The 13,148-nt window shown below is 62.6% G+C and carries 11 protein-coding genes; 3 read left to right on the forward strand and 8 right to left on the reverse strand.

What is annotated here, in order from left to right; all coding sequences use genetic code 11:
- Positions 1-14 precede the first annotated feature (14 nt).
- Entirely contained in the window at positions 15-794 is a 780-nt protein-coding gene (locus tag AC1DCM_RS18285) for an enoyl-CoA hydratase (protein WP_442002745.1), read from the forward strand.
- A gap of 131 nt (positions 795-925) precedes the next feature.
- Complete coding sequence (locus AC1DCM_RS18290) at positions 926-1,222, forward strand: DUF4190 domain-containing protein (protein ID WP_477519221.1); 297 nt, start codon at positions 926-928, stop codon at positions 1,220-1,222.
- A 482-nt stretch (positions 1,223-1,704) separates the two neighbouring features.
- Here the strand turns inward: AC1DCM_RS18290 and AC1DCM_RS18295 are convergent, their stop codons facing one another.
- The 3 genes from AC1DCM_RS18295 to AC1DCM_RS18305 are packed head-to-tail and all read right to left on the reverse strand — an operon-like array spanning position 1,705 to position 5,019.
- Entirely contained in the window at positions 1,705-2,709 is a 1,005-nt protein-coding gene (locus AC1DCM_RS18295) for a hypothetical protein (RefSeq protein WP_477519222.1), read from the reverse strand.
- A 57-nt stretch (positions 2,710-2,766) separates the two neighbouring features.
- The gene (locus AC1DCM_RS18300; RefSeq protein WP_477519223.1) at positions 2,767-3,276 is read right to left on the reverse strand and encodes a MarR family winged helix-turn-helix transcriptional regulator; all 510 of its coding nucleotides are present in this window, start codon (positions 3,274-3,276) and stop codon (positions 2,767-2,769) included.
- A 24-nt stretch (positions 3,277-3,300) separates the two neighbouring features.
- Positions 3,301-5,019: an AMP-binding protein gene (locus AC1DCM_RS18305; protein WP_477519224.1), complete on the reverse strand. Its 1,719-nt coding sequence runs from the start codon at positions 5,017-5,019 to the stop codon at positions 3,301-3,303.
- Positions 5,020-5,155: 136 nt separating this feature from the next.
- Here AC1DCM_RS18305 and AC1DCM_RS18310 point away from each other — a divergent pair, with 136 nt between their 5' ends.
- On the forward strand, positions 5,156-6,376 hold the full coding sequence (locus tag AC1DCM_RS18310) for an acyl-CoA dehydrogenase family protein (protein WP_477519225.1): 1,221 nt from the start codon (positions 5,156-5,158) through the stop codon (positions 6,374-6,376).
- A 78-nt stretch (positions 6,377-6,454) separates the two neighbouring features.
- Here the strand turns inward: AC1DCM_RS18310 and AC1DCM_RS18315 are convergent, their stop codons facing one another.
- The 5 genes from AC1DCM_RS18315 to AC1DCM_RS18335 all read right to left on the reverse strand — a co-directional run bounded on the left by AC1DCM_RS18315 (position 6,455) and on the right by AC1DCM_RS18335 (position 13,060).
- The gene (locus tag AC1DCM_RS18315) at positions 6,455-8,083 is read right to left on the reverse strand and encodes an APC family permease (RefSeq protein WP_477519226.1); all 1,629 of its coding nucleotides are present in this window, start codon (positions 8,081-8,083) and stop codon (positions 6,455-6,457) included.
- A gap of 405 nt (positions 8,084-8,488) precedes the next feature.
- On the reverse strand, positions 8,489-10,129 hold the full coding sequence (locus AC1DCM_RS18320) for a GMC family oxidoreductase (RefSeq protein ID WP_477519227.1): 1,641 nt from the start codon (positions 10,127-10,129) through the stop codon (positions 8,489-8,491).
- Positions 10,130-11,641, reverse strand: a complete 1,512-nt coding sequence (locus AC1DCM_RS18325) for an aldehyde dehydrogenase family protein (protein ID WP_477519228.1) — start codon at positions 11,639-11,641, stop codon at positions 10,130-10,132.
- Between the two features lie 174 nt (positions 11,642-11,815).
- Positions 11,816-12,109, reverse strand: a complete 294-nt coding sequence (locus tag AC1DCM_RS18330) for a hypothetical protein (RefSeq protein ID WP_477519229.1) — start codon at positions 12,107-12,109, stop codon at positions 11,816-11,818.
- 207 nt (positions 12,110-12,316) lie between these two features.
- Entirely contained in the window at positions 12,317-13,060 is a 744-nt protein-coding gene (locus AC1DCM_RS18335; protein ID WP_477519230.1) for an SDR family oxidoreductase, read from the reverse strand.
- Positions 13,061-13,148: the final 88 nt, after the last annotated feature.

Raw genomic sequence — 13,148 nt, forward strand, 5'->3', positions numbered from 1 at the left:
GTGAGAGGGAGAGCATGACGGAGCAGTACGGGAACATCCTGGTGGAACGCCGGGGCCGCGTGGGTTTGGTGACCCTGAACCGGCCGCAGGCGTTGAATGCGTTGAACACTGCACTCATGAACGAACTTGTGGACGCCGTGACAGCGATGGACACCGATCCTGACATCGGCGCAGTGGTCATCACAGGATCCGCCAAGGCGTTCGCGGCAGGCGCCGACATCAAGGAGATGTCCTCCAAGAGCTACATGGAAATGTATGCGGCGGACTGGTTCCGTCGCTGGGAGGACCTGACCAGGCTCCGCATCCCCGTCATTGCCGCGGTCTCCGGCTTTGCCCTCGGCGGGGGCTGCGAATTGGCGATGATGGCGGACTTCATCATTGCCGGGGACAACGCCAAATTCGGCCAACCGGAAATCAACCTGGGTGTCATTCCGGGAATGGGCGGCTCCCAGCGGCTCACACGTGCGGTGGGTAAGGCGAAGGCGATGGACATGGTCCTTACGGGCCGTTTCATGGATGCCGAGGAAGCTGAACGCTCCGGGCTTGTCTCCCGGATTGTTCCCGCAGCTGAAGTGATAGACGAGGCAGTGAAAGCCGCCGAGATCATCGCTTCCAAATCCAAGCCCGCAGCCATGGTGGCCAAGGAAGCCGTCAACGCCGCGTTTGAAATGGGTCTGGCACAGGGCGTGCTTTTCGAACGGCGCGTGTTCCACTCGCTTTTCGCCACTGAGGACCAGAAGGAAGGCATGGCCGCGTTCAGTGAGAAGCGGCAGCCCGAGTTCAAGCACCGCTAGTTTCACCTGCTTTCGTTGTGAGGCCCGCTTTGCGCCCTAAACGCGACTCATAGCGCGCAAAGCAGGCCCCGCAACGAAGTTTTGGGATGCGCGAGGATAGACTCGTTGGCACCGACAAATGGGGAGAGAACATGTCAACGGAGATCGTTCAAACCGGCCACACTGAAGCATCCGTCCAACCGATCAACCGCCAGGCCATCGTGGCAGCAGCGATGGCAGTGCTGGCCCTCGTTGGTCTGTTCTTCGCGGGGATGGCCGTCATCGCAATCTTCGTTGTGGGCGCGGGTCACGTGGCCCTCAACCAGATCCAGCAACGTGGAGAACGCGGACGTCCCTTCGCGATTGGTGCCCTGGTTGTTGGCTATGGCATCGGCCTGCTGTCCTTGGGCTCAGCCCTCATTTTCGCGTTTACCTCCGGTATTCACTAAGGCTTTCTCCGTCACGACCCGCTAGTTGCCCCCTCTTAAAGAAGGGATAGCCAGGCAACGAGGTGGGGGACGCGATGACGGCTCGGTTCTGCAATAACGATGACTGCTTGCAAGGCTGGCACTGGACACAGCTTGGGGAGTTTCCTGAGCCATGCCCGGAGCAGGCTGAGGATGAGCCGCTTGCTGTGGCTTCGGACAGCACGACGCCGGCCGGGCAGTCAGACTGACTATCCGGCCGGCGTCGTTATTTTCTTGGGCTATGTGGCCCATTCAGCAGATTGTCCGGCTCCTTTCCGCGTGCATCGGGTCCGGCCAGTTGCCGACGAAGTCGGGCCAAAAGCCGATATCCCGGCTGGCGGATACCCTTGCGTGGTTGCGGACGGGAATCTGGATCTTGCGAAGCATGAGTGCCTCCTGACTGATGAATATGCCTGCGGCGGTTGTCGCAGGTGGTGGTGCCTGCCAAAGCAGGAGCCACCGCATCAGTCAGGTCGGGACCCTGGATCGTACGAAGGTTGTGGTGCTGCGCTTCGTTGCGGGTCCATGACAGGTCCAGCTCGAGGCGGGGGCAACGGTGAGAGGACGTCCGGAATGTCGGATGCTCCGGGGGCCGAGGCGCTTGAGCCCCGGGCTCCTGATGAGCCCGCAGCGCTTGGCGTCAAGGCTGGATGAAGCGGCGGGTCCGGAACGGGATTCACGGGACTGGGCATTGCCGCGGGCGGAATGCCCACCGGATCATGCATTGAAAAGGGCAGGGGCAGGCTGATGCCTCCGAGCAAAGGTGCCCCGGCTTGCGTGGATTGGAGTACGACGGCGAGGGGCAGCGTGGGAGCGCCTGCGGGCGAGGTAGTGGCGTCCTGGAGGGTCGGCACCGCAGGCGGGGCGACGTCGAGCGGGGTTGGTAGCTGGTTTGGCACCGAACCCGGCAGGGGGTTTGGCAGCGGGTTTGGAACCGGGCCGGGCAGCCCGGGCAACTCCGGCACGTCGGGTAAGCCAGGCAGCGCGGGCACTGGAAGTATGTCAGGTACTTCGGGCAGGACCCCCGGGACGTCCTCCACTGGAAGTAGCCCCTGTACCTCGGGAAGCTGGCCGACCACCGGGACTTCGGGGACGGCCACCGACGGGAGTACGGGAATGGCGGGAACACTTGGGATCGCTGGAGCAGCAGGTAGCGCGGGAACCGCCGGAGCAGCAGGTAGTGCGGGAACTTCGGGAACCACCGGGAGCGGGTCCAGAGTGGAAACCACTGAGTCCAACGTGCCGGTCACGGACTTAAGGGACGGCGCCAGCAACGTGTCGGAAGTCTGCGTGACCGCCGTGGTACCGCCCGGCAGCGGCGGAATGACCGGCCCAATGTCCGTCGCTGCTGAGGAAGGCCCGGCCAGCCACATCATCCATGCGGTGGACCCCAGCACAGCCAAGAGGAAAGCGCGCAGAAGTGCGCTGCGGCGCTGTCCTCTTCGGCGTTGTCCCGGGTCCTTGGCCATGGCTCCACCCCCAACTGCGGCAATGGAACTTTAGGATACGCTCGCGAGCGCCGTGAGTCACTCCTCCGTGAAGTCTCCAGCATCCCTGCGGAAGGTGCCCAGGACGCGGATGAGGTGATCGACGTCGTCGGCCCCGAAGCCCGAGTTGCCGAAAACTTCAGAGTTGAGGGCCGCCGTCGACTTCTTCGCCAAGGTGCGGCCTTCGGCGGTGAGTTCGATCAGGGTGGTCCGCCCGTCGGTTGGGTGCGGGGAACGGGCCACCAGGCCGGCCTTTTCCAAACGGTCGACGGCGTTGGTCACCGAGGTGGGGTGTACCTGCAGGAGCGCACTCGCCTTGTTCATGGGGAGTGCGCCGCTGCGGGCGAAACTCAGCAGCGCGAGGAGTTCGTAGCGTGCGAAGGTCAGTCCGAACGGTTTGAGGACGGTTTCGATGCGCGCAAGCAGGATCTGCTGGGTGCGCATGATCGCGGTAATGGCAGCCATGGGCGCGGCAACATCGCCCCAACCATGCCGTTCCCAGTTGCGTTGGGCGTCGGCGATGGGGTCGCGGGGGAGTGGGGTGCCCATGGGCCTCCTTCGTTGCTCGGGTGGCTAGTCTTTCAGATTCGGGAACTCTTCCTCGGTGTACTCCAGGCCGAGACCCGCCGGCAGGGGTCCGCTACCGTGGCGGGCCACTTCTGTGCCGCGTAGTTCCACACGCCTGATCTTGCCCGAAATGGTCTTTGGCAGTTCGCCGAATTCGAGTCGCCGGATCCGTTTGAAGGGCGCCAGATGCTCGCGGCAGTACCGCAGGATGTCCTCCGCAACAGCGGGTCCGGGTTCGTAGCCGGCGGCGAGCACTACAAACGCTTTCGGCACCGACAGTTTCACGGGATCCGGTGAAGGCACGACGGCGGCCTCCGCCACTGCGGGGTGTTCGATGAGTACGCTTTCGAGTTCGAAAGGCGACAACCGGTAGTCGGAGGATTTGAAGACGTCGTCGTCCCGGCCCACATAGGTGATGACCCCTTCGGCGTCCCGGCTGGCCATGTCTCCGGTGTGGTAGTAACCGTCACGGAAGGCTTCTGCTGTTTTCGCTTCGTCGCCGAAGTAGCTTTTCATGAGCCCCACGGGACGGGGGTCCAAGCGCAGGCAGAGTTCGCCGTCGTCGGATTCCTTCCCGGTGAGGGGATCGACCAGTACGACGTCGTAACCAGGCAGCGGCCTGCCCATGGAACCGATCTTCACCGGCTGCGCGGGGGTGTTTGCGATCTGGACGGTGGATTCGGTCTGGCCGAAACCGTCGCGGATGGTCACGCCCCACGCTTCCTCCACCTGGCCGATGACCTCGGCGTTCAGCGGTTCGCCGGCGGACACCACTTTCTGCGGCGGCGAGGTCAACTGCGTGAGGTCCGCCTGGATGAGCATGCGCCAGACGGTGGGCGGTGCGCAGAAACTCGTGACTCCTTCGCGGCCCATTTGCTCCATGAGGGCGGCCGCATTGAAGCGTTCGTAGTTGTAGATGAAGACGCAGGCCTCGGCGATCCAGGGTGTGAAGACGTTGGACCAGGCGTGCTTGGCCCAGCCGGGGGAGGCGACGTTCAGATGCACGTCGCCGGGTTCAAGGCCGATCCAGTACATCGTGGACAGATGGCCCACGGGGTAGGAGGTGTGGGTGTGCTCCACGAGTTTGGCCCGCGAAGTAGTGCCGGAGGTGAAGTAGAGCAGCATAGTCTCGTCGGCCTTGGTGGGGGCGTCAGGCGTGAACTCCTGCGGTGCGGAGAAGGAATCTCCATACTGTTTGGCTTCCGCGTTGGTGCGTTCACCGCCGATCTCGATGAGCGTGTAATCGCCCTCCACAGCGGTGAACTTCCCGATGTTGGCGCTACCCACGGCCACCCAGTTGGCACCGCCGCGTTCCACGCGGTCCTGCAGATCCCGGGCACCCATAAGGGTGGTGGTAGGGATCATGACGATGCCCAGTTTGATGCCAGCCAGCATGAGCTCCCAGAGCTCCACCTGGTTGCCGAGCATGATGATCATGTGTTCCCCGCGCTTGACGCCCTCGTTGCGCAGCCAGTTGGCAAGTTGGGAGGAACGCTGTGAAAGGTCCGCAAACGTGCGCCGGGTGGAACTGCCGTCCTGCTCAACGATGACCAGTGCGGGCTTGTTTCCCCGTTCCGGATCGGCAGCGATCTGGTCGAACCAATCCAGGGCGAAGTTGAACTCATCAAAATGTGGCCATTCGAATTCGCTGTGCGCCTGCTTGTAGTCCTCGCGCAGTTCCAGCAGCCGGTCCCGCGCCGCACGGAAGTCTTCTGTGACTGTCATAGTCCGCCTTTCGCTGGGGGATCGTGCCTCGGCGCCGTCGCCGGAGCATCCCGCCTAGTGGTCCACATCACCTTGCAATATACTAGGACATCCAAGGGTTTGGAAGAGCCTGCGTTGGACATGACGAAGGGGTCAAATGCTCGACGAAAAAGCAGCTGCCGGCACCGTTACCAGCGGCGAACCGACACAGAAAGTCCTCCCTCCTTATCCGGAGGCGGACCTGATGCATGTGGTGGACTTGCTTCCCGCGGGGGAGCGTGCACGGTATGCGGAAGTGCGGGAGTTCCTGCAATCGCGGATCCGCGCAGCCAGCATCGAATACTGGAACCGCGAAGAGTTCCCGTTCGGGCTCCTGGCCGAGATGGCCAAATATGGGCTCGGCGGGCTGCAGACCGATGGCTCCTCCAAGCTGTTCAAGGGCCTCATGTACACCGAGATTGCCCGGGCAGACGTATCGCTTTCCGCACTCGTGGGCATCCACAACGAGCTGATTGTCGGCATGATCCACGAACTCGGCTCTCCCGAACAGAAGCGGAAATGGCTTCCAGGGCTGGAGGCCTTCACCCAGTTGGGCGCCTTCGCGCTCACGGAACCGGATCACGGTTCGGACATCGCCGGAGGACTCTCGACGACGGCGCGACGCGACGGCGACGAATGGGTCATCAATGGCGCCAAGCGCTGGATTGGGGCAGGCACGATTGCTGACTTCGCCTTGGTGTGGGCGCGCGACGTGTCCGATCGTCAGATCAAGGGGTTCATTGTGGAGTCGGACCGGGCAGGCTACTCGGCCACAAAGATCACCAACAAGATCGGCCTCCGCATCATGCAGAATGCGGACATCACGCTGGACGACGTCCGGATTCCTGCGGATAACCTGCTGCCCGGCGCCACAGCGTTCTCGCGGGCCAATGACCTGTTGCGGGATTCGCGGGCCTGGGTTGGTTGGCAGGCTGCGGGCATCCAATTGGCGGCCTTCGATATTGCCCGCTCCTACGCGCTGGAACGCAAGCAGTTTGGCAAGGAATTGGCCAGGTTCCAGCTCATCCAGCAGCAACTTGCGGACATCCTGGGCAATGCCAATGCCTCGCTGTCCCTGATGGTGGAACTGGCACGCATCCAGCAGGCCGGGAAGCTGGAAATGGTGCAGGCCGCGATGTGCAAAGCAACCACAACGCGCTTGGCGCGCTCGTCCGTGGCTATGGGCCGATCGCTGATGGGCGGAAACGGCATTACCACGGATTACGAGATGGGCAAGCTCTTCGGCGACGCCGAGATCCTGTACACCTACGAAGGCAGCTACGAGATCAACTCCATGATCGTGGCCAGGGCGGTAACGGGAAAGTCAGCGTTCGTTTAAGCCGAAAACGAGAGCATCTCTTCGCCGATGGAACGCTGGCGAAGAGATGCTCTCGTTGGTGTGACTCTGAAGTGACGGCTATGAACTTTGGGTTAGGACGTGGACGGGCTCCGAGGACGCTGGCTCCGCGTCCAGGGCCGCTGGTTTCGGGGAGGCTGGCTCCGGGGAGGGGGCCGCAGCGGCGTGCTCGGCCAGGACCCCTGTCCGGTGCCTGATACGGAGGCGGTAGAGGAGCGTTCCGCCGATGACTACGGCAGCAACGAACATGACGCCGCCCCACTGCAGGTACCACTCGAAGGGCGGCACTGAGTTGTAGATCTCCGGCCGTGGCCAGATCAGGTTCAGCGTCATCGCGCCGCCCCAGAGCACTGCCATGATGTTCACGGGCAGTCCCCACTTGCCGAGACTGAATCCCGGTTCTGACCCATCGTCCTTCAGCGGCCACTTCTTGAGGAACCGGCGCCGCAGCATCGGCACGGTGACCAGCAGGTAGGAGAGGTAGATCAGGACGATGCTGATGCTGGAAAGAATGGTGAAGATGGCCGGCTGGGAGATGTTGACGATCAGCGGAATCACTGCCACTACGCCGATAACGATGGCAGCCACTGTCGGGGTCTTGCGGGTGGGATGCACTTTGCTGAGCTGGCGGCTGAAGGGAAGGTTGTTGTCTCTGGCCATGGCGAACATCATGCGGATAGCTGCTGCATGTACGGCCAGTGTACAGACCACGACGGCCACCACGATGCAAACCAGGAAGGCCTTGCCGAAGGGGCCGCCCAGCACCGAAAGCACGATGTACTGGAGCCCGCCATCGGCAGCTCCAAGCTTGGGATCTGAAAGATTGGGTGCGGCCAGGATGCCGCCCAGGAGGAGCAGTCCTCCCAAGAGGAAGGACGCCGTAACGGCACGCAGAATGGCCTTGGGAGCAGTGCGCTTGGGGTCCTTGGTTTCCTCGCCCAGGGAACTGGCGGTATCGAACCCGTACATGACGTAGCCGGAGGCCATGGCAGCAATCATGAACACCCCGAAGAAGCCCAGAGGATGTCCTTCGCCGAAACCGGCCGTGTCCAGGAGGACTTCCGGTCCCCGCACGGAATGCCAGATCAGCGCCGCGATCAGCAGGACGGCCGCAACCAGTTCCACAAATACGCCAACGCTGTTGATCATGGTCATGAGCTTCACGCCGAATGCATTGATGAGCGTGGAAATACCGATCATGATGCTGGCAAGGATGACGCCGTTGACGGCGAAGTCGTATGGGCCTGTTCCATCGCCCACCAGTTGGAAGCCACTCCAGATCTGCGGCAAGGTGATTTGAAGGGCCAAGGCAACGGAACCCAGAGCCATGATCGAGGAAATGAGGAGTAACCAGCCTGCCAGCCAGGCCCACGTTCCGGTGGAGAGTCGTTTAGCCCAGTTGTAGACCGATCCAGCCACTGGGTAGCGGCCAGCAAGTTCCGCAAAGCACAGAGCGACCATTAGCTGGCCGACGAAGACGATTGGCCATGACCACGCATAGGCGGGACCGGCCGTGGAAAAGCCGAAGTAAAAGAGTTGAAAAACGCCGGTGAGGATAGAGATGTAACTGACGCCGGCGGCGAAGCTGGCGAACTTGCCGATGCTGCGGTCAAGGGTTTGGGCGTAGCCAAACTCGTCCATGCCACTGGCATCGCTCTTGCTAGGTCCTAATTTGCTGGGTTCTGACATTCGAACTCCTAACTCAGACGTGCACCGAATGGTGATGACCTGCGGCCGCCATTGGTCGCAGTCGAAATCAAAAGGCCGGGCACCACTGTGTGCCTCCGGCTGTTCCCCATTGTTGTAACGGGGCTGGCTGGGCCTTCTATGTGGTCGAAGGCCCAGGCCACGCCCGCCAAGCCGCAACCGAATGGGTGTGGCGTGGGTCATAAGAAGAGGTTAGTTCAGATTGAACAGGCGTTCAAGACTTGTGCATGAACAAATGTTCAAGAATAATGCGGGCGTCCTTCTCCGGCTTTGCGCTCGCGGGCCGGAAACGTGGGGCGGGAAACGTGGGGATGGAAACGTGTGCGCTGAAACGCCGGTGGGGCGCTGGGTGCGCCATCCACCGGTGTTTCTGCGCCAATCACCTGCTCAGGCGGGGGCCAAGCTGAAGTCCGCCTCCGCCGTCGTGGTTTCATCCGTCCGGCTTGCCTTGATGAGGTCTGCGCACCGCTCACCAATCATCATGACGGTGATGTTCGGGTTCACGGTGACGTGTTCCGGCATGACGGAGGCGTCGGCAACGCGCAGGCCGGTGACGCCCTTGACCCGCAGATCGGGATCCAGTGGTGACATGTCGTCCTCTACTGGTCCCATGCGGACGGTGCCGACCGGGTGGTAGACCGTGTTGTGCGTTTTGCGGATGTAATCCTGCAGTTCCTCGTCCGTCTGTGCCTCGATCCCAGGGGAGAGCTCCCGGCCGGCCCATTCAGCCATGGCCGGCTGAGCGGCGATTTCCCGGGCCTTGCGGATGCCAGCAACCATGACGCGCATGTCGTGGCCCTCCGGATCCGTGAAGTAACGGGGGTCAACCATCGGCTTGTCGCGGAAGTCCCGGCTGCGCAGGCGGACGGTCCCGCGGGAACGGGCGTGGGTGACGTTCGGCGTGAGGCTGAAGCCATTCTCCGTKGTGGGGTAGCCGTACCGAAGGGTGTTCATATCGAACGGGACAGAGCCGTAATGCATCATCAGGTCCGGGCGATCCAAACCCTCTTCGGTGGGAGTAAAGATGCCAATCTCCCACCACTGGGTGGAGGTCTGCACCATCGGCTGCTTGGCCTCGAACTGCACCACGCCTTCCGGGTGGTCCTGCAGGTGCTCGCCGACGCCGGGGGAATCGACCACCACGTCGATGCCGTGTGCGGCGAGATGTTCGGCCGGGCCGATGCCGGAGAGCATGAGGAGCTTGGGGGAGTCGATGGCGCCGGTGGACAGGATGACTTCGCGCTGCGCTGTGAGACGGTGGGTCCGGCCGAAAGCCGAATCAACGACGTCCACACCGGTGCAGCGCTTGTCTGCGTCGAACACCAACTGGCGGGCACGCAGGCCAGTCAGCAGCGTGAAGTTTTCACGATCGATGATGGGGTGGATGTAGGAGACCGAGCTGGAGGAACGCGTGCCGTCCGAACGGCGGTTGATCTGGAAAAAGTTGGCGCCGTTGATCACAGTGCTGCCATCGTTGAACTTTGCGCGGGGGATGCCGGCTTGCTCGCAGGCGTCAAGGAGCGCGACGCCGGTGGGATCCGTCGGTGGCACGTTCATCAGGTGCACTGGCCCCGAGTCGCCATGGTGGGGAGCATCCGAGCCGGCGTCCTCGTTGGTTTCGAGGCGTTGGTACAACGGCCAGGCGGCAGCAGCGTTCCAGCCGGTGGCGCCGTACTTTGACTCCCACTCGTCCAGGTCTTCGCGAGGAGCCCAGAAAGCGATGCAGGAGTTATGGCTCGAGCAGCCACCCATGACCTTGGCGCGGGCGTGGCGCATGAAGGAGTTGCCGTTCTCCTGCGGTTCCACCGGGTAGTCCCAGTCATACCCCGACTCCAGCAGTTCCATCCAACGGTCAAGCTGCAGGATCTCGGGGAGGCCGCGGTCATCCGGACCGGCTTCAACCAGCGCCACGGTAACGGAAGGATCCTCGCTCAGACGGGCCGCTACAGCGGCCCCGGCAGAGCCGCCGCCGATGACCACGTAGTCGAACCCTCGGTCATTGAGGTTCTCGATGTTGTCGGTGTGCATCTATTTCTCCTTGCTGCGCTCAGCGAACCAGCCGGTTACCTGCGGGTTGGTGTTCTGGTAGATGTGCTTGGCTTCCTGGTATTCAGCGAGTCCAGTGGGACCGAGCTCGCGGCCGACGCCGGACTGGCCGAAGCCGCCCCATTCGGCCTGCGGAAGGTAGGGGTGGTAGTCGTTGATCCAAACGGTGCCGTGCCGCAACCGGCCTGCTACCCGCTGTGCCTTGCCTGCATCCTGCGTCCAGACGGCGCCCGCCAGTCCGTAGATGGTGTCGTTCGCAGTGGCGACGGCTTCGTCTTCCGTGCGGAAGGTTTCCACAGTTACTACAGGGCCGAAGGCTTCGTCGATGACAACCGACATTCCCCGTTGGACGCGGTCCAGGATAGTCGGCTGGTAGTAGAAACCGGCGTCGTACTTCTCGCCTTCAGGCGCCGCGCCGCCACAACGCAGGCGTGCGCCCTCCGCCACGCCACGCTGGACGTAGGCATCGACCTTCTCGCGGTGGGCTGCGGAAATCAGCGGTCCGGTTTCGGCGGACTCATCGAACGGGCCGCCGAGGCGGATGTCCTGTGCCCTGCGGACCAGCTCGTCGACGAAGCGCTCGGCGATGGATTCCTCCACCACCAGCCGCGCCCCAGCGGAGCAGACCTGGCCTGAGTGCACAAACGCGCCGTTCAGCGCATTGTCGACGGCGGCGTCGAAGTCAGCGTCCGCAAACACAACGTTGGGGTTCTTGCCGCCGAGCTCCAGGGCTATCTTTTTTACAGTGCCAGCGGCGGCCGCGGCAATGCGCTTGCCGGTTTCCAGGCCACCCGTAAAGGAGACCAGATCAATGTCAGGGTGCTCCGAAAGGGGGGCGCCCGCTTTGGCGCCCGGGCCCGTCACGAGGTTGGCGACGCCGTCCGGCAGGCCAAGGTCCTTAAGCAACTGCATGGCAAGGATTGCCGTGGACGGGGTCAGCTCGGCGGGCTTGAGGACGAAGGTGCAGCCAGCGGCCAGGGCGGGAGCGATCTTCCATGCAGCCTGCAGCAGTGGGTAGTTCCACGGCGTAATCAACCCGCAGACGCCAACGGGCTCGTAGACAACTTTGCTGACGACGGCGTTGTCCCCGGCGTCGACTACCCGGCCCGCGGACTGCCCAGCGAGCCTTCCGAAGTATTCGAAGCAGGCAGCGATGTCGTCGATGTCGATGCGGCTTTCGATGATCCGCTTGCCGGTGTCCAGCGATTCGGCCCGGGCGAACTTCTCCCGGCGTTCGCGCAGTTCAGCGGCGACCTTCAGCAGGAACGCGCCGCGATCGGGCGCCGGGACAGAGGACCAGACGCCGGAGTCGAAGGCTGCACGAGCGGCAGAAATGGCGCGCTCGGCATCTTCGCGGCCAGCCTCGGACACCGTGGCGACCAGTTCGCCGTCGGCCGGGTTGTGGATTTGGCGGACCGCACCGGACGCGGCCGGCTCCCACGAGCCGTTGATGAAAAGCGTGGATGCGGAATCGGAGAATGTGGCTTGGGTCATACCTTGGAGATTAGTGCATCTTGAACATCTGTTCAAGAGAAAATATGAACAAATGTTCAAAGTGGTGCTGGCTGCGCGCTCCGGGGTGATCAGGCACTGCCCTTCCGGGCGGACAACAACGGCGCCCTCCGGTTGCCGGAGGGCGCCGTCGTCGTCTGCGTCCTGCGAGGGCTGTCAGGCCTCAGGTCCTGCGGTCTGGAAATTGTGGACATCGAAATAGCTGATCTCCGGCTGCGCAATTCCGAGTTCGGCTGTAACCGGGCCGAGCTTCTCTTGGTAGAAGGAATCGGCCTGCTCGCGGGTCCGCCACACATCCACGATCCGGGCACCGTTGTCGGTCCCTGATGCCCAATGGAAGAGCCCGCCCSGGGCCCCGGGTCCGCCGGGAGCGAGTCCTAGTCGCTGCACCACTTTGTCATAATCCTCAAGTGTGCCTTCGGTGAAATCCATGATTACTGCAACGGCCATAATGGACCTCCAATGGGAACGGCGGGGGATAGTCCCACTGCCATTCGCAACGCTAGACCTGCCCAAATACTCGGTCAATAGACTGCTGACACTGAGTAAGGGGTCTCCTCCACAGGGGCCATTTTGAGTACATTTTTAATCGAAAAGCCGGGAGCGGAGCGCCCTTTTCAACGGTCCTCTGTAAAGGACACCCCGCACACGGTCCGGCTACTGCTGGCTCAGCCACTCCTCAAAGCGGGTGTCATAAATGGTCGCCTCGGTGCCGGGAAGCAGCTCGCCATTCTGGAGCATGGCGTTGAAGTAGCGCGCGCTGGGGTCAGTGACAACCTCGCGGGGGTCGCCACGGAAGCTGAGGCCCTTGCGGATGAGCTCGTCGAGACCGAACTGCTCGGGACCGGCGACCTCAACGATGGCGTTTTGTGGACTTCCGACGGCAGTGCGTGCAACTGCGGTGGCCACGTCCTCCGCGGCCATTGGCTGGATCCGGGCGGGCGACAGACGAACAATGTTTCCCTCGGTCGCGGCCTGGGCGATGCTCTTGACGAACTCGAAGAACTGCGTCGCATGAACAATCGAATAGGGGACGCCCGATTCCTTGATGAGCTTCTCCTGAGCGATTTTCGCCCGGAAGTAGCCGCTCTCCAACAGTCGCTCGGTGCCCACGACCGAAAGCGCGACATGGTGCCCGACACCGGACTCCTTCTCCGCAGCGAGCTGGTTGCGGGTGGAGGTTGTAAAGAAATCGAGCACAGCCGCATCTTCAAACGAGGGCGAGTTCGACACATCGACTACGGTGTCCGCTCCCTGCAAGACATCCGCGAGGCCCTCGCCCGTGAGCGTGTTCACGCCTGAGTCAGGGGAAGCGGCAACTGCTTCGTGTCCATGTTCGCGGAACTTGCTGACCAGCTTCGAGCCGATCAGGCCAGTGCCGCCGATAACTACGATCTTCATGATCTTTCCTTCCGATAAGTGGGCGTGAAGGGATGCAGTGACATCCGTCCACCAGGTATGACCGGGTACCAACACAATCTGTGACAGG

Source organism: Paenarthrobacter sp. 10N417, from assembly GCF_056394745.1.

Bases quoted from the DNA above. Each gene is read 5' to 3' on its own strand.
- AC1DCM_RS18285 (WP_442002745.1), top strand. From the start codon at position 15: ATGACGGAGCAGTACGGGAACATCCTGGTGGAACGCCGGGGCCGCGTG.
- AC1DCM_RS18290 (WP_477519221.1), top strand. From the start codon at position 926: ATGTCAACGGAGATCGTTCAAACCGGCCACACTGAAGCATCCGTCCAA.
- AC1DCM_RS18295 (WP_477519222.1), bottom strand. From the start codon at position 2,709: ATGGCCAAGGACCCGGGACAACGCCGAAGAGGACAGCGCCGCAGCGCA.
- AC1DCM_RS18300 (WP_477519223.1), bottom strand. From the start codon at position 3,276: ATGGGCACCCCACTCCCCCGCGACCCCATCGCCGACGCCCAACGCAAC.
- AC1DCM_RS18305 (WP_477519224.1), bottom strand. From the start codon at position 5,019: ATGACAGTCACAGAAGACTTCCGTGCGGCGCGGGACCGGCTGCTGGAA.
- AC1DCM_RS18310 (WP_477519225.1), top strand. From the start codon at position 5,156: ATGCTCGACGAAAAAGCAGCTGCCGGCACCGTTACCAGCGGCGAACCG.
- AC1DCM_RS18315 (WP_477519226.1), bottom strand. From the start codon at position 8,083: ATGTCAGAACCCAGCAAATTAGGACCTAGCAAGAGCGATGCCAGTGGC.
- AC1DCM_RS18325 (WP_477519228.1), bottom strand. From the start codon at position 11,641: ATGACCCAAGCCACATTCTCCGATTCCGCATCCACGCTTTTCATCAAC.
- AC1DCM_RS18335 (WP_477519230.1), bottom strand. From the start codon at position 13,060: ATGAAGATCGTAGTTATCGGCGGCACTGGCCTGATCGGCTCGAAGCTG.